Below are 15,749 nucleotides of genomic sequence, written 5' to 3' on the forward strand. Positions count from 1 at the left end.
AATGCGGGCTGATCCCAATAACCGCCTCACCATGACGTCCTTCCCTTCCCGTTTCGGCGCCATTCCCGAAGCCGCCGTCGACCAGGCCGCGCGCCACCTGCACGACACGCTGACCATCGCCATCGAACACCGTGCGCCGCATGCCGCGCTGATCGTCTACGACACCCGCACCGACCTCAATCGCGCGCTGACCGAAGCCTATCGCCGCGCCGCGCCGGACGCCCAGTTCATCGACTTTGACAGCACCCAGCCCGCCGAGATCCTGGCCACCTTCGAGCGCCTGCAGGCGGGCGACCTGGTGGTGCTGGTGCAATCGACCAGCTTCCGCATGGACGCCTACCGCATCCGCATCGAACTGTTCAAGCGCGGGCTGAAGGTGATCGAGCACGTCCACCTGTCGCGCATGCCAGGCGAACAGGGACTCCACTACATCAACTCGCTGGCCTACGATCCGGCCTATTACCGCGGCGTCGGCCATGGCCTGAAAGCGCGCATCGACAGCGCGCAGCGCGGCGTGGTCGACAGCGGCGACGGCGCCCAGCTGATGTTTGCCTCGCCGTTTGAAGCGGCCAAGCTGAATATCGGCGACTACAGCGGCATGACCAACGTCGGTGGCCAGTTCCCGCTGGGCGAAGTGTTTACCGAAGCGCAGGATCTGGAAGCGGTCAGCGGCCGCGCGCGCATCTTCGTGTTTGGCGACACCAAATTCCTGGTCAACCGCCCGGCCGCGCCGATTACCATCGTGGTCGACAAAGGCCGCGTGGTCGGCACCGAAAACAGCACGCCGGCATTCGAGGAGATGCTGGCCATCATCCGCGAACATGAAGGCGAAGTGTGGCTGCGCGAACTGGGCTTTGGCATGAACCGCGCCTTCGCGCGCGACCGCATGGTGGACGACATCGGCACCTACGAGCGCATGTGCGGCATCCACCTGTCGCTGGGCGCCAAGCACGGCGTCTATACCAAGCCGCAGCTGAAACGCAAGGACGCCCGCTACCATATCGATGTCTTCGCCGTCACCGATGGCGTCTACCTCGACGAGCAGCGCGTGTACCAGGACGGAGCGTGGCAGCTCCCCTGACGCTGGACGAAAGGCTGTGTGTGCTAATGTTGCGCTGGTCACATTTTTCCAGATAAGGATGTTATGCCCCGCTCACCAGTTTCCAGCCTTCTTCGCACCGCTGCCGTTGCCACATCGCTTGCCACATTGCTGGTCGCCGCACTGCCCGCCGTCCACGCCGCCGATACGCCACCGGCGGCCGATGCCAAAGCCAAATCCGACCTCGAACTGCCGCCGCTGCCGGACGACAAAACCATCCACCAGACGATCCGCCTGAACGGCAAGCCGTTCAATTACGACGCCACGGTCGGCACCATCAAAGTGCGTGACGCCAAAGGCAAAGTGATCGGCGAAGTGGTCTACACCGCCTACACGGTGCCGGGTAGCAGCCCCAACCGGCCGGTCACTTTCGCCTTCAACGGCGGCCCCGGCGCCTCGTCGGTGTACCTGAACCTGGGCGCGATCGGCCCGCGCCGCGTGCAGTTTGGCGCCGCCGGCGACGCGCCGTCCGACTCCTCGGAACTGCAGGACAATCCGCACACCTGGCTGGACATGACCGACCTGGTCTTCATCGACCCGATCGGCACCGGCTTCAGCCGCGCGCTGGAGGAGCCGGCCAAGGCCAAGGCCGACTTCTACGCCACCGAACCGGACATCAAATACCTGTCGCGCACCGTGTATGACTGGCTGGTCAAGAACGGCCGCCTGCGCTCGCCGAAATTCCTGATGGGCGAATCCTACGGCGGCTACCGCGCGCCGCGCCTGGCCCGCGAACTGCAAACCCAGCTGGGCGTCGGCATCAAGGGCCTGTTCATGGTCTCGCCGTATCTGGACCCGGCCGCGATTGGCGACGACACCGCGCTGTCGCCGCTGCCGTGGATGATCAACCTGCCGTCGATGGCGGCCTCGCACCTGGAAGCGCAACAACGGCTGACACCGGACGCCATGCACAGCGTCGAAGCCTACACGCGCGGCCAGTTCGCCACCGACCTGCTGGCCGGCCGCTCCGATCCCGGCGCCATCAACCGCCTGGTGGGCAAGGTCAGCGAACTGACCGGCATCGACGCTGTCACCGTGGGCCGCCTCGACGGCCGTCTCGACATCCAGACCTTCCTGCGCGAACTGCATCGCGGCGACCGCAAGATCGGTTCGGTGTACGACGCCAACGTCACCGCCTACGATCCGTTCCCGGCCTCGGCCGAGCGCAAGTCGGGCGACCCGATCCTGAACGCGCTGATCGCCCCGACCACCAGCGCCATGGTCGATTTCATCACGCGTGAAGTCGGCTGGAAAACGGACGCCCAGTACAAGGCGCTGTCATATGAAGTGAATGCCGCCTGGGACCGTGGCGCCAGCCAGGACAAACCGGTCAGCGACCTGCGCCAGGCCATGGCCAACGACCCGAAAATGGGCGTGCTCATCGCGCACGGCTACAACGACCTGTCGTGCCCGTACTTCACGTCGTCGCTGATCCTCGATCAGATGCCGGCCGCAATGGCCACTCCGGCGAAACTGGCCGTCTACCCAGGCGGCCACATGTTCTACAGCCGCGATGGTTCGGCACTCTCCTTCAAGCGCGACGCCCAGGCTTTGTTCGCGAAGTGATCGACGACGCCTTCGCCTTGCGCGAAGGCGTCTTTCCCGCCAAGCGCGCCAGCGCTCCTTCCTGCAAGGTCGGATCGCGGCCGAACGCTTCGGCGATAAAGTCCATGAACACAGCGGCGCGCCGTGGCAACAGGCGATGGGCGGAATAAATGATGTTGATCGGTACCGCCGGCGCATAGTGGTCAGCCAACAGCATCCGCACGCTGCCATCGAGTATCTCGCGCTCGAACATCCATTGCGGCCCGTAACCGATACCCAGTCCATCCATGACAGCGCGATGCACGCCATCCAGCGTATTCGAGCGAAAACTGCCGCGCACCGGCACTTCGCCCTCACGGAAGCGCCAGCTGATGCCTGAATTCATCAGCGTGTAGACGATGCAGTGATGCTGCTGCAGGTCGCCCGGCGTTTGCGGCGCCGCGCGTCCCGCCAGATACTCGGTACTGGCCACGCAGACCCGCTCCGACATGCCGATGCGGCGCGCGCGCAGCGCACTATCTTCCGGCACACCAACCCGTATCGCCAGGTCGACGCCATCTTCCACCAGATCGATATAGCGGTCGCTCAGTTGCAGATCCAGTTCCATCTCGGGATAGCGCGCCAGCAGCGCCCCGACATGCGGCAATAAATGCACGCGTCCCAGCACAGTCGAACAACTGACCCGCAACAGGCCGCTCGGCTTGCCCTCCCCGCGCGCATTGGCATCGGCCTCCTCGGCGGCATCGAGCACCCGGCGCACCTCGACGTAATAACGCTCGCCCTCCGGCGTCAGCGTCAGCTTGCGGGTGGAGCGGTGCAGCAGCCGCGTGCCCAAATGCCGCTCCAGCGCCGCGATATTGCGGCTGATGTTGGGCTGGCCCGTGCCGAGCTCGCGCGCAACGGCGGAAAAGCTGCCGGTTTCGACGGCGCGAACATAGCAGTGCATCAAAAGAAAACGGTCCATTAAATCACTCCCAAATACGCCGATTCATGCTTCTGAGGAATGGGCATTATACGGCGGCATGGACTTATCAATCCGGACCCGGATCCCGATACTGCTGGTCATGGTGCAGCGGGATAGCCGGCTCACCAGCTTTATCAACTCATTACAGGAGCAACAACATGGGCAAGCTTCAACTGGAAGGCAAAATCGCCGTCATCACGGGCGGCAGCAGCGGCATCGGTCTGGCGACCGCGCAGCGTTTCGTTGCCGAAGGCGCATATGTGTTCATCACCGGCCGCCGTCAGGCCGAGCTGGACAAAGCCGTCGAACTGATCGGCGCCAACGTCACCGCCGTGCAGGGCGACGTCAGCAAGCTGGCCGACCTGGATCGCTTGTACGCCACGGTCAAGGCCAGCAAAGGCCGGGTGGACATCCTGGTAGCCAACTCCGGCATCGTCGATCCGACCGGCATCGACGATGTCACCAGCGAACACTACGACAAAACCTTCGACATCAACGCCAAAGGCCTGCTGTTCTCGGTGCAAAAAGCGCTGCCGCTGATGGGCAAAGGCGGCGCCATCGTGTTGACCGCGTCGATCGCCTCGGTCAAGGGTATGCCCGGCTACGGCACCTACAGCGCCAGCAAGGCAGCCGTGCGTTCGTTTGCGCGCACCTGGACCATGGAATTGAAGGAGCGCGGCATCCGCGTCAACACGCTCAGCCCAGGGCCGGTGGACACGCCGATCATCGACAGCCAGGCCAGCGACCAGGCCAGCGCCGATCAGCTGCGCAATATGTTCTCGACGATGATTCCACTCGGCCGCATGGGCCGTCCTGAAGAAGTCGCCGCCGCCGCGCTGTTCCTGGCGTCGGATGAGAGCAGCTTTGTTGCCGGCATCGACCTGAGCGTGGACGGCGGCATGGCGCAGGTTTAGGGCTATAGAAACAGGGTCCGTCTCAGCGGTATGCGGAGAAGGAGAAATTTGGCACGTCGCCGGCCAACAGCTTCTTCTTCCATAAAGCCAGCCACACATCGCCGCTCTTCCAAAAGACGCGGCATTGTTCCAGGTAGGTGAGGACGGCGCTGAACTCGCCCTGCTTAGCCAAGGCCTTGGCCAGCTGCATCGACGGCCCGAAGGAATTCAGTTGTGGCGACCCTGGCGTCTCGCCAGCTTGGTGAAGCCGGGTCAACGCCTCGTCGGCTTGGCCGTTGTGCAGCGCGCATAGTCCAAGGGCGGTATGGCCAAAGTGCAGCGCATTCCCATAGTTCCAGTCGTCCGCAAAGTTTGGCGCAAGGGCGAGCGCTTTTTCCGCCAGGCTGATGGCAAGATCGATTTTTCCGAGATGCCACGCCCCCATGGCGGCATGAGGCAATGCGTAAAACAAGTCCAGGTCCGTCGCCGCCCTTTCCACTGCGGCCAGTTCTCCAGGTGCCCGTTCAATCGTGAGCATGCGTAACGCCTCCATCTGGGCGTCAGTGAGCGGGGTAAGTTCGGAGTCCTCTTCAAAGCTCATAATCACGATACCTTTATCACCATAACTTCCACCAGGCTTTCGTCGGGGCGGGCTGGGGTACTGCCGCAGGCGACGGTCTCCCGTAGTTGCTTAACTTGGTTTGGTAGTTCCAATCGTTCCACGGGATACAGCCAAAAAAAGCCTTCAACGCCTCGGCAAGCAGAAACGCCGTGACGTAGGGCTCACTCGATACTGCGCCTGTTTCGAGATTATTTTTTCCGCTATGTCGCTGTTATAGATAAAGACCGCATCGTCCTTCGATTCAACTGATACATTGCCTGACATGCGGGTATCGTGATGCGGCTGTGTTTCACACTGCACGACCTCGTCTCCAAAAATCACACGAATCAGCTCCCGCTCATTCAGTGTGGAGGGCGTAGGCTTGAATGCCAAACCTCCTATCGATAATCCCAATTTCAACTCCTTCATTCTTCTGAGCCAGGTCAAGAGACACCTGCGACTGAACTGCGCTTAGCAAAGCAGCGTATGAAATAAGTCTGGAGCTCTAAATGAAAAGCAAAAACATTGGCAGTAATTTCGATGACTTCCTGATGGAGGAAGGCTTGCTGGAAGAAGCGGCAGTGGTCGCAGTAAAGCGCATTATTGCGTGGCAGATTGCCGAAGAAATGAAGGGGCAAAACATGACCAAAACCAGCCTTGCCGAGAAAATGGGCACCAGCAGAGCGTCGCTGAACCGGCTGCTGAATCAAAATGACTCCAGCCTTACGCTTACTACGCTAACCAGCGCAGCAGCGGCGCTTGGAAAAAAAATCAAGATCGAGCTTGTGCCAACCTAATCTATGTAACCCTAATTCGCGACGAAGAACTATACGTGAGTCGTGCTCTAGTGAGAGTCGGCGCTTTTTGGTGACGTTGCAAATTTCGTTAGCAGTGCGTTCATGGCATTGTCGCTTGGCGGATGTTCAAAAATTTGCTTCGCCGTCCAGCCCTGTTTATCTAAAAGTACTGCAACCCGAAGATGAAAGCCCCGGTATAAACCGCTTTGCTGAAAATCCATTTGCGGACTGTGAATGCGGAACAGTCGATAATTCTCGTCAAAATCAAAATCGCCACCTTTACCCACATAGTCAGCGTAACCTTCCATTAACCACTCTGGATATCGGAAGCTGACCAGTCGCCCGAATTGTCGCGCCACGATAATGTGTGCCGCTTCATGCGCGATAAAGTAGGAGAGTGGTCGCTGAGCAGCGTCTGCAAGGTCGCCCCCTCCTGGCGGAAGAATGTGGTTCGACGCGATGTCGGATGCTCGCACATAGATATTGCGTGTGACCGCTGTGTCGGCATCTGCCCCTACCTGATCGCTGAAATGCTGACCATACAACCACAGCCGCCATGATGCGTTACAGAAAAAGATCTTGAACTTCTTGTTTTCACCTTGCAACTCGGACCGGACAAGTCGTCGGTTGACGTCATCAAGCACATTGCTAATTTGGGGTGGAATCGATTGATCGGACCAAATTTCGTAATTTCTGTAAACGACATGGTGATCAAACATCGGCTCAGGAAATGTAGTCATTCCCACATAGGCAACTAGAATGGTTACACTGGCGAGCACCAAATATTTCAACAGTTTCAACACGTATTTCATCTTGCCACGTCCATACTTTCACCAAGGGGCGACTCGCACTGATGTTCAATCACACAGTACGATTTCGTTGCGTCAGCAGTGCTACGACAACCACAATGGCTAACGTCGCCAGCGTCACAAAAATCACCTTGTACCAATCCACACCACTTAAGCCCTTTTGATAGGCATCGTAGATTGCAGTCCCGAGTCCCGCGCCAAGCGCGCCCGCAGCATAGTTTCTGATCTTCATAGATATCTTCTAACCTTTGGCTAATGCCTCCACGGCATCCCTCGCCTGCCGCAAGGTGCAGGCGTGAATCTCGCGGTAGCAGCGTATGGCCCAGCTGCGGTGGCCGCTTTTCAACAGGCGCTCCACGTCAGCCATGAGCGCTTGGCCGCGCATCGGGTAATGGCCTGCGCGGCGCAGTGCTGCCAGTTGCAACGCGGCCAAAAGCTGCGCGCCGATGGCGAGCAGCAGCAGGGTGAGAGCCAACCATAATGAGAAATGCATGGTGTCCGCCACAACATGGAAATGTTGGCGATTAGGGTAACACTTTATTCAATCCAAAAAATACGCGAATTCCCACCGGATCAACGCAATATGCCGGAGGTCTGCAATTCGCGGTCCCATGGCGGCACGGGATGGTATTCGGCGACCAGGAAGTCGATCAGCGCGCGCACTTTGGGGGATGGCTGGCGGCTGGCGGGATACAGCGCGCTGAGGTGATTCAGCGGCAGTTCCCAGTCGCTCAGCACCGGCACCAGCGTGCCCTCCATCAGGCTGCGCCAGGCCAGGAAGGTGGTGTTGTAGACGATGCCCAGCCCCTGCTGCGCGGCCTGTTGCAGCACCAGCCCATTGTTGGCCGTGAAGCTGGCGGCGACACGCACCGATTGCTGTTCGTCGCCTCGCGTGAAATGCCATTGCGTGCCGTCGGTCAGGTGGCTGAAGTGCAGGCAGCGGTGCTGCTGCAAATCCTGCGGCGTGACCGGCATGCCGTGCCGCGCCAGATACGACGGCGATGCGCACAGCACGCCGCGGCACGGCGCCAGCGGCCGCATGGCCAGCGCATGCACGTCCGGTATGCCGCCCACCCGTATCGTCAGGTCGAAGCCATGTTCGATCGGGTCAAGCAGCGCGTCGTCGACAAACAGCATCGGCTCCAGCAAGGGATGCAGCAGCGCGAAGCGCGCCAGGGCGCCGGCCAGCCACTCGCTGCCGAAGCTCGACGGCGCCTGTATCCGCAACGGCCCGGCCAGTTCATCGCCGGCCTGCTGCGCCACCACCCGCGCCGCCTCCTGCGCCTGCGCCACCGTCGCCATGCACGGCGTCAGATACGCCTGGCCGACATCGGTCAGGCTGACTTCGCGCGTGGAGCGGTGCAGCAGCCGCGCCCCCAGCTTTTCCTCCAGTTGCAGGATGTGCTTGCTGACCATGGCGCGCGTCAGGCCCAGGCGGCGGCCGGCCTCGCTGAAGCTGCGCAGCCGTGCCACCTCGACAAATATTTCCATCGCCCGTAATTGGTCCATGCCTTGATTGTCTCCACTTTGGCGACAATGTGTCAACCTTTTGCGGATTGTGATGGCCTCCCCATGTCCGTAAAATGCGATGAATCAAATATCCCGCCATGGAGCCAGACATGCTGACAGAATCACAAAAACAACAATATCAACGCGATGGCTTCATCGTTATCCCCGGTTTCAAGAGCGCCGAGGAGATCGCCAGGCTGCGCGCCCGCGCCGCCCAGATTGTCAACGATTTCGATCCGGCCGCCCAATCCGGCATCTTCAGCACCATCGAGCAGGAAAAAACCACAGACGATTACTTCCTCGGCTCCGACAACACCGTGCGCTGCTTCTTTGAAGAAGAAGCCTTCGGCGTCGACGGCCAGCTGAAACAGGCCAAGGAACTGTCGATCAACAAGATCGGCCACGCCATGCACGATCTCGATCCAGCCTTCCGCGCCTTCACGGCCGACGCCCGCCTGGAAGAGCTGGCGCGCGAACTGGGTCTGTCCGATCCGAAGGTCTGGCAGTCGATGTACATCTTCAAGCAGCCCGGCATCGGCGGCGAAGTGCGCTGGCACCAGGACGCCACCTACTTCGACACCGACCCGGTCAGCGTCACCACCTTCTGGTTCGCGCTGGAAGACGCGACGCTGGACAACGGCTGCATGTGGGCCGAACCAGGCGGCCATCGCGGCCCGATGCGCGAACGCTTCCTGCGCAACGGCGACGACGTGCGCATGGAAAAGCTCAGCGACATGGGCTGGCCGGACAACAGCACCGCCGTGCCGCTGGAATGCAAGGCCGGTAGCCTGGTGTGCTTCCACGGCCTGCTGCCGCACTACAGTGCGCCGAATCGTTCGGCGGTGTCGCGCCACGCCTACACGCTGCACGTCACCGATGGCGCCACCAGCTACTCGCCGCAAAACTGGATCCAGCGCGACGACAAACTGCCGGCGCGAGGCTTCCTGTAATGCAGATCCAGATTTTCGCCGCCCAGTGGGGCAATAACGAGCTGCCGGCGCCGGTGTTCATCGAGCGCGTGAAAGCCGCAGGTTTCGACGGCATCGAAATGTCGCTGCCGCTCGACGCCGCCGAGCGTGACGACTGGACCCGCCAGATCGCCGACGCGGGCCTGGGCCTGATCGTAGCCCAATGGGAGACGGTGTTCCACCCGACCTTCGCGCCGCACAAGCAAGCGCTGGCCGAACTGCTGCACAACGCCTGCGCCGCCAGGCCGCTGCACGTCAATTCGCACACCGGCAAGGACTACTTCACGCCGCAGCAGAACCGCGAACTGCTGGACCTCGCCGCAGACATCTCGCGCCAGCACGGCGTGCCGATTGTCCACGAGATCCACCGCAGCCGTTTCAGCGGCCATCCGATGCTGCTGCTGCCTTACCTTGGACAGATGCCCGACCTGCAACTGACGGCCGACCTGTCGCACTGGTGCTGCGCCTGCGAGTCCCTGCTGGAAGACCAGCCGGAGACGCTGGCCAAAACCCTGCCGCATGTGCGCCACATCCACGCCCGCGTGGGACACGCGCAAGGCCCGCAAGTGGCCGACTTCCGCGCGCCGGAATCGCAGGCCGCTCTGGAAGCGCACCTGTCGTGGTGGGATGAAGTGATCCGCCTGCGCCGCGCCGCCGGTGTATCGCGCATGACGCTGACGCCGGAATTCGGCCCGGTGCCGTACACGCAAACCCTGCCCTACACGCAGAAGGAAGTGTCGAACGCGTGGGAACTGAACGTGGCGATGCTGCAGCTGCTGCGCCAGCGCTACGCCTGAATCGTCTCCTCTTCCGGCGCCGGCGCCAACGGCAGTACCAGCAGCACGCTGGTGCCGCCGGCCGGCACCGACTCCACGCGGATGGTCCCTTTCAGCACGCCGGTCACAATGTTATAAACGATATTCATCCCCAGCCCTGAACCACCCTGCCCCATCTTGGTGGTGAAGAAGGGATCGAAGATTTTGTGCAGCACCACGTCGGTCATGCCGATGCCGTTGTCCTTCATTTGCAGCACCACCAGGTCGCGTCCCTCGCGCCGCGCACTGATCGCCAGCACACCGCTCTCGCGGCCATCGAAGCCGTGCAGCAGCGCGTTGCCGATCAGATTACTCAGCACCTGGCTCAAGCTCCCCGGATAGGAATCGAACATCAGATCGGCCGGCACGTCCACCGTCACCGTGCAGCAGGCGCGCCGCAGCTGCGCCGCGTAAGTGGCCAGCGTATCGTGCAGCACCTCGTCCAGCCGGAAGCGCCGCCGCTGGCCGCTGGCCTGGTCCACCGCCACCTGCTTGAAGGACGTGATCAGGTCCGCCGCCCGCGTCAGCGAATGCGCCATGATGTCGCAGGCCTTGCGGGCGTCGGCCAGGTGCGCATCCAGCGCCGAGCGTTTCAGGCCCGCGCCTTCCTGCAAGCGGCGCTCGAAGTCGCGCACCATGTCGGCCAGCGCGGTGGCGGTCAGCAGGCTGTTGCCGATCGGCGTATTCAGTTCATGCGCCACCCCGGCCACCAATGCCCCCAGCGACGCCATCTTCTCCGAGGTTTGCAGATTGGTCTGCGCCTGCTTCAGCGTCGCCACCACGCGCGACAGGCTGTTGCGCGCCTGCTCGGCATTCTGTTTTTGCAGCTCCAGCTCATTCAGGCTGAATTCCATGCCGTGCCGCGCATCCGTCTCGCGCCGGTTGACCACTAGCAGCGCGGCGATCAGCGCGCTGATGATCACGCCCGCCATGCCGATCAATACCACCGGCAGTTGCGAGCGGCCGTAACGCGCGCCAGCGCGGCCTTCAAACCGCACGATCCAGTGGCGCTGCGCCACCGGCAGCACCGTCTGCGCCGTCAGTCCCGACACATTCTCGCCGCGCTCCTGATGCGTCTCGACCCTGCCGTCGCTGTCGTACAGCAGCGTGTCGACGCCCGGCGCCGGCGGTTTCCCTTGCTGGAAGCCGCCGTCCTCGATGCGCACATGCAGATGCTCCAGCAGCGCCGGATCGAGCACCTCGCGCATCAGCGCATTGACGCGGAACACAATCGCCACAAAGCCTTCCAGCGCCTCGCGCCGCTGCGCCGTGGTGTCCAGCGGCAGGCCGTTGCGGTACACCGGCGCGCGCGCCACGAAGCCCGGTTCGCCGCTGGCGTCCTGCACCAGCGTGATGCGTTCGGTGGCGACGATGTCGCCGCTGTCGCGTCCCAGTTCCAGCGCCTTCAGGTGCGGCGCCAGCGCCGCCAGGTCGAGGCCAAAGGCGTTCTCGTTGCCCTTCAGCGGTTCGGTGTATTCAATGATGTAATGCAGCGGGCGGCGCGTGGCCGGATGCACATGAAATTGCGGATAGCCTTGCGCCTCCAGCGTGGTGTCGCGCTTCACGCGTTCCACAAACGCCGGCAGTTCCGCCTCCGGCACCACGCGCACAAACTGCAAGGCCTGATAGCCGGGATAGCGCTTGTCGACCTTCAGCTCATTGACGAAGCGATGGAAGTGTTCACGGTCGATACGGTCGTTGACCGCATACACGCCCTTCATGCTGTGCAGCGTGTCGAAGTAGATTTGCAGACGGTTTTGCATGTCGCGCGCCACCCTCTCGGTGTCGCGCTGGAAGCTGGCCTGCACTTGCTGCTTCTGCTGTTCCTGAATCACAAAATAGCAGATCCAGGCTGTCAGGCAGATCCCGACAAAGAAAGCCAGGTAGCCGCGCCGGCGCATGATCTATCCGGCAGCGTCACTGTAACGGTTGGCGATGGCCATGAATTCCTCCTCCACCGTCAGCATGGCGTCGACCACGTCCGGGTCGAAATGCTCGCCGCTTCCCTGCCGTATCATCTCCATGGCGGTTTCGTGGGTGAAGGCCGGCTTGTAGACGCGCTTGGAAATCAGCGCGTCGTACACGTCGGCCACCGCCATCAGGCGCGCCGACATCGGGATCGCCTCGGCCGCCAGGCCTTGCGGATAACCGGAGCCGTCAAACTTCTCCTGGTGCGAATAGGCGATCTCGCGCGCGTAGCGCAGGAAGGTATTGGTGTAGCCCAGCGTGTTCTCGACATTGGCGATGGCGTCGCGGCCGTACACTGTATGCTTTTTCATGACCTCGAATTCGGCGTCGGTTAGGCGGTCCGGCTTGAGCAGGATGGCGTCCGGGATCGACACCTTGCCGATGTCGTGCAGCGGCGCGGCCTTGAACAGCGCCTTGATATTGGCGTCGCTCAGCTCTTCCTCGAAGCGCTTATGATGCTGCAGCTGGCGCGCCAGCGCCACGATGTAGTGCTGCACGCGGCGCAGGTGGTTGGCGGTTTCGTATTCGCGCGTTTCGGCCAGCGACGCCAGCGCCCAGATCATCGCGTCCAGCATCTGGCTCAGTTCCGCCGTCACCTCTTCCACCACGTGTTCCAGCAGATTGCGCTGCTGCTTGAGCAGTTCGCGCGCGTGGCGCAGTTGCAGATGGGTGTCGACCCGCGCGCGCAGCACCCCGCCCTGCACCGGCTTGGGCACTACGTCGGCCGCGCAGGCGTCCAACGCGCGCTGCTCGTCCAGCGCGCGTTGCAGGAAAATGACCGGGATATCGGCGGTATCGGGGCTGGACTTCAGTTGCTGGCAGACGCTGTAGCCGTCCACGCCCGGCAGGTCGGCATCCACCACCACCAGGTGCGGGCGCGGCACGTGCTGCATGATGTCCAGCGCCGCGCGGCCGCTGTTGGCCAGCCGGACTTCGTACTGATCCTCCAGCATGCCGTTCATCTGGATCAGGTTGTCCGTCGCTTCATCGACTATCAGTACGATGGCCTTTTTGACATTCATGCGCCGCTGCTCCCGCGAGTATTCTTACCATCATCATAACCGAGCGGATTTGCCGACCAAAACTATTTTTCCCCCGTGAGCTTGCAATTGGATAGTGCACTACCTATACTAAGAAGATGGATACGCAAACTACCCCCACCTTCGGCGTCCCGCAGCTCGATCAGCAACTGTGCTTCGCTCTCTATTCCACCTCGCTGGCAATGAGCAAGCTGTACCGCAAGCTGCTGCGCGGCCTGGGCCTGACCTACTCCCAATACCTCGTCATGATGGTGTTGTGGGAGAAAAACGAACTGACCGTGTCGGAGGTGGGCGAACGCCTGTTCCTCGACTCGGCCACGCTGACGCCCCTGCTCAAGCGCATGGAAGTGGCGGAACTGATCACCCGCAACCGCGCCGCCAGCGACGAGCGTCAGGTCATCATCAAGCTGACGCCGCACGGCGACGCGTTGCGCCACGAAGCGGCCAAGCTGCCGCCGTCCATCCTGCAAGCCACGCAATGCACGCTGGACCAGGTGGTCGGCATGAAACAGCAACTGGACGAACTGCGTTCCAGCCTGATGACCTCGGCCGGCTAAGCACGATGACGACACCTATCTACACGCCGCTGGCCGACACCGTGACGGCCTTGCGACGCGACGGCTATGCGCTGCTGCAGCCGCAGGACGTGGCCACGCTGGCCGGCCTGCCGCTGGCCGCGCTGGACGCGCTGATCCCCAGCTGGAACGACCTCGCGACCGACCAGTACCTGAAGGACGGCGGCCGCTATCGGCGCCGCCGCCATTCCTGCTTCATCCAGGAAGGCCGCCACCTGACGCAAACGCCGCACCGCGCGCACTGGCAGCCACTGGAATACAACGCCCTGCACGGCGGCATGCACCGCCTGTTCGAGCCGGTGCTGCCGGCCACCGTCACGCAGCAAGGCTGGCCGGCGCTGATCACCGCCATCGGCCAGTTGTGCAGCGCGGCGCGCGACACGGCGGCGCCATGGTATGTTGAGGCGCACCAGTTCCGCATCGACACCACCGATGGCATCGGCCGGCCCACGCCGGAAGGCGCGCACCGCGACGGCGTCGATTTCGTCGCGGTCATCCTGATCGCCCGCGACGGCATCAAGGGCGGCGAAACGCGTGTCTTCGAGGCCGATGGCCCGAACGGCAAGCGTTTCACCATGACGGCGCCATGGACCATGTTGTTGTTGAATGACGCCACTGTCATCCATGAATCCACTCCGATCCAGCCCTTGGCGCAACACGGCCACCGCGACACACTGGTACTGACCTGGCGCGCCGGCAGTTTCCAGGGACAGGAAACTTCCCCTTGATAGGGTAATCCGATATAGTTTGCCTAGCCAACTATGCACCAGGAGGGTGGTCTGTGGACACCAGTTACGAAATACAGCCAGATGAAATCGAAATACTGATCGTCGAAGACAGTCCCACCCAGGCCGAACGTCTGCGCCGGCTGATCCAGTCGATGCGCTACAACGCCCGCGTGGCGCCCAACGGCCGCCTGGCGCTGGAAGCCATCCGCGAGCGCAAGCCGCACCTGGTGCTGTCGGACATCGTCATGCCCGAGATGGACGGCTACACGCTGTGCCGCGCCATCAAGGCCGATCCGGAGCTGCGCGACATCCCGGTGATCCTGGTCACCTCGCTGATGGACCCGAAGGACATCATCCGCGGCATCGAATGCGGCGCCGATAACTTCATCCGCAAGCCATACGCGGAAGACTATCTGCTGAACCGCATCGGCCACATGCTGATGAACCAGAAGCTGCGCAAGAACCAGAATATGGAGATCGGCATCGCTCTGTATCTTGGCGAACAAAAGCACTTCATCAACGCCGACCGCCAGCAGATCCTCGACTTGCTGATCTCCACCTACGAACAGGCGGTGCAGGTCAACAGCGAGTTGCAGGCGCGCGAACGCCAGGTAATCGAACTGAATATGCGGCTGGCGCACCACGCCGGCGAGCTGGAAACCATCAACCGCGAAATCGCGCTGAAAAACCTGGAGCTGGCGGAAGCGAGCCGCATGAAGTCAGCCTTCATCGCCAATATGTCGCACGAACTGCGCACGCCGCTGAACGCCATCATCGGCTTCACCGGCGCGCTGCTGATGAAGCTGCCCGGCCCGCTGACGCCGGAACAGGACAAGCAGCTCAACACCATCCGCACCAGCGCCCGTCACCTGCTCTCGCTGATCAACGACATTCTGGACGTGGCCAAGATCGAAGCCGGCAAGGTCACGCTGGAACTGGAAACCGTGCAGTGCCAGGGCGTGGTCAAGGATGTGGTGGACACGCTACGCCCGCTGGCCGTGCAAAAGAACCTGACGCTGGAAATGGACCTGGCCGATCCGGCCATCGTGCTGGAAACCGACCGCCGGGCGCTGACGCAGATTCTGCTCAACCTGGGCAACAACGCCATCAAGTTCACCGAAAGCGGCACCGTACGCGTGTCGCTGAGCCAGCGCGTGGTCGAGGGCCAGGCGCCGGTAATCGAATTCTCGGTGGCCGACAGCGGCGCCGGCATCCGCGAGGAAGACCAGGCCAAGCTGTTCCAGGCGTTCTCGCAGCTGGATTCGACCTCCACCCGGCACGCCGAAGGCGCCGGCCTGGGCCTGTACCTGTGCCAGAACCTGGCCAACCTGATCGGCGGTTCGCTGTTCTTCAAGAGCGACTTCGGCCACGGCAGCACCTTCACGCTGGCGCTGCCGGCCAAGGGCGTTTGAGGATTTTAAAAGATGACAATAATAAC

General features: G+C 62.1%; 17 protein-coding genes. 9 read left to right on the plus strand and 8 right to left on the minus strand.

What is annotated here, in order from left to right:
* Positions 1–31 precede the first annotated feature (31 nt).
* Complete coding sequence (locus GTP69_RS07760) at positions 32–1,081, plus strand: hypothetical protein (protein ID WP_161054330.1); 1,050 nt, start codon at positions 32–34, stop codon at positions 1,079–1,081.
* A 63-nt stretch (positions 1,082–1,144) separates the two neighbouring features.
* Positions 1,145–2,665, plus strand: a complete 1,521-nt coding sequence (locus tag GTP69_RS07765) for a S10 family peptidase (RefSeq protein WP_161054331.1) — start codon at positions 1,145–1,147, stop codon at positions 2,663–2,665.
* On the opposite strand, the gene GTP69_RS07770 is transcribed toward GTP69_RS07765, so the two are convergent.
* Positions 2,631–3,608, minus strand: a complete 978-nt coding sequence (locus GTP69_RS07770; protein ID WP_161054332.1) for a LysR family transcriptional regulator — start codon at positions 3,606–3,608, stop codon at positions 2,631–2,633. The genes GTP69_RS07765 and GTP69_RS07770 overlap by 35 nt on opposite strands.
* A 158-nt stretch (positions 3,609–3,766) precedes the next feature.
* Between GTP69_RS07770 and GTP69_RS07775 the strand changes: the two genes are divergently transcribed.
* Positions 3,767–4,522: an SDR family NAD(P)-dependent oxidoreductase gene (locus GTP69_RS07775; RefSeq protein WP_161054333.1), complete on the plus strand. Its 756-nt coding sequence runs from the start codon at positions 3,767–3,769 to the stop codon at positions 4,520–4,522.
* 22 nt (positions 4,523–4,544) lie between these two features.
* On the opposite strand, the gene GTP69_RS07780 is transcribed toward GTP69_RS07775, so the two are convergent.
* Positions 4,545–5,102 (minus strand): hypothetical protein, encoded by a 558-nt coding sequence (locus tag GTP69_RS07780; protein WP_161054334.1) that lies wholly within the window; start codon positions 5,100–5,102, stop codon positions 4,545–4,547.
* Between the two features lie 509 nt (positions 5,103–5,611).
* On the opposite strand from GTP69_RS07780, the gene GTP69_RS07785 reads away from it, so the two are divergent.
* A complete protein-coding gene (locus GTP69_RS07785) occupies positions 5,612–5,899 on the plus strand; it encodes an XRE family transcriptional regulator (protein WP_161054335.1) in 288 nt (95 codons plus the stop codon).
* Positions 5,900–5,946: 47 nt separating this feature from the next.
* Here the strand turns inward: GTP69_RS07785 and GTP69_RS07790 are convergent, their stop codons facing one another.
* From GTP69_RS07790 to GTP69_RS07805, 4 genes are all read right to left on the minus strand, one after another.
* Positions 5,947–6,711: a hypothetical protein gene (locus GTP69_RS07790; RefSeq protein WP_161054336.1), complete on the minus strand. Its 765-nt coding sequence runs from the start codon at positions 6,709–6,711 to the stop codon at positions 5,947–5,949.
* A 49-nt stretch (positions 6,712–6,760) separates the two neighbouring features.
* Positions 6,761–6,940 carry a hypothetical protein gene (locus tag GTP69_RS07795; RefSeq protein ID WP_161054337.1) on the minus strand — a complete coding sequence of 60 codons (180 nt, stop codon included), beginning with the start codon at positions 6,938–6,940 and terminating at the stop codon, positions 6,761–6,763.
* 9 nt (positions 6,941–6,949) lie between these two features.
* Entirely contained in the window at positions 6,950–7,201 is a 252-nt protein-coding gene (locus GTP69_RS07800; protein WP_161054338.1) for a hypothetical protein, read from the minus strand.
* Positions 7,202–7,281: 80 nt separating this feature from the next.
* Complete coding sequence (locus tag GTP69_RS07805; protein WP_229260849.1) at positions 7,282–8,217, minus strand: LysR family transcriptional regulator; 936 nt, start codon at positions 8,215–8,217, stop codon at positions 7,282–7,284.
* A gap of 110 nt (positions 8,218–8,327) precedes the next feature.
* Here GTP69_RS07805 and GTP69_RS07810 point away from each other — a divergent pair, with 110 nt between their 5' ends.
* Both GTP69_RS07810 and GTP69_RS07815 read left to right on the plus strand, forming a co-directional pair.
* Positions 8,328–9,167, plus strand: a complete 840-nt coding sequence (locus GTP69_RS07810; protein ID WP_161054339.1) for a phytanoyl-CoA dioxygenase family protein — start codon at positions 8,328–8,330, stop codon at positions 9,165–9,167.
* Positions 9,167–9,982, plus strand: coding sequence for a sugar phosphate isomerase/epimerase family protein (locus GTP69_RS07815; protein ID WP_161054340.1), 816 nt, complete (start codon positions 9,167–9,169; stop codon positions 9,980–9,982). Before GTP69_RS07810 ends, GTP69_RS07815 begins: the two co-directional genes overlap by 1 nt.
* Here GTP69_RS07815 and GTP69_RS07820 read toward each other — a convergent pair.
* Positions 9,973–11,901 carry a CHASE domain-containing protein gene (locus GTP69_RS07820; protein ID WP_202424335.1) on the minus strand — a complete coding sequence of 643 codons (1,929 nt, stop codon included), beginning with the start codon at positions 11,899–11,901 and terminating at the stop codon, positions 9,973–9,975. The genes GTP69_RS07815 and GTP69_RS07820 overlap by 10 nt on opposite strands.
* Before the next feature lie 3 nt (positions 11,902–11,904).
* Complete coding sequence (locus tag GTP69_RS07825; protein ID WP_161054341.1) at positions 11,905–12,990, minus strand: HD-GYP domain-containing protein; 1,086 nt, start codon at positions 12,988–12,990, stop codon at positions 11,905–11,907.
* 116 nt (positions 12,991–13,106) lie between these two features.
* Between GTP69_RS07825 and GTP69_RS07830 the strand changes: the two genes are divergently transcribed.
* Genes GTP69_RS07830 through GTP69_RS07840 form a run of 3 tightly spaced genes read left to right on the plus strand, consistent with a single transcriptional unit; the run spans position 13,107 to position 15,723 of the window.
* Complete coding sequence (locus GTP69_RS07830; RefSeq protein ID WP_161054342.1) at positions 13,107–13,565, plus strand: MarR family winged helix-turn-helix transcriptional regulator; 459 nt, start codon at positions 13,107–13,109, stop codon at positions 13,563–13,565.
* Between the two features lie 5 nt (positions 13,566–13,570).
* The gene (locus GTP69_RS07835; RefSeq protein WP_161054343.1) at positions 13,571–14,311 is read left to right on the plus strand and encodes a 2OG-Fe dioxygenase family protein; all 741 of its coding nucleotides are present in this window, start codon (positions 13,571–13,573) and stop codon (positions 14,309–14,311) included.
* A 53-nt stretch (positions 14,312–14,364) separates the two neighbouring features.
* Positions 14,365–15,723, plus strand: a complete 1,359-nt coding sequence (locus tag GTP69_RS07840) for a hybrid sensor histidine kinase/response regulator (protein WP_161054344.1) — start codon at positions 14,365–14,367, stop codon at positions 15,721–15,723.
* Positions 15,724–15,749 lie beyond the last annotated feature (26 nt).

This window comes from Duganella levis, from assembly GCF_009857605.1.
Classification (GTDB): Bacteria; Pseudomonadota; Gammaproteobacteria; order Burkholderiales; family Burkholderiaceae_D; genus Rugamonas; species Rugamonas levis.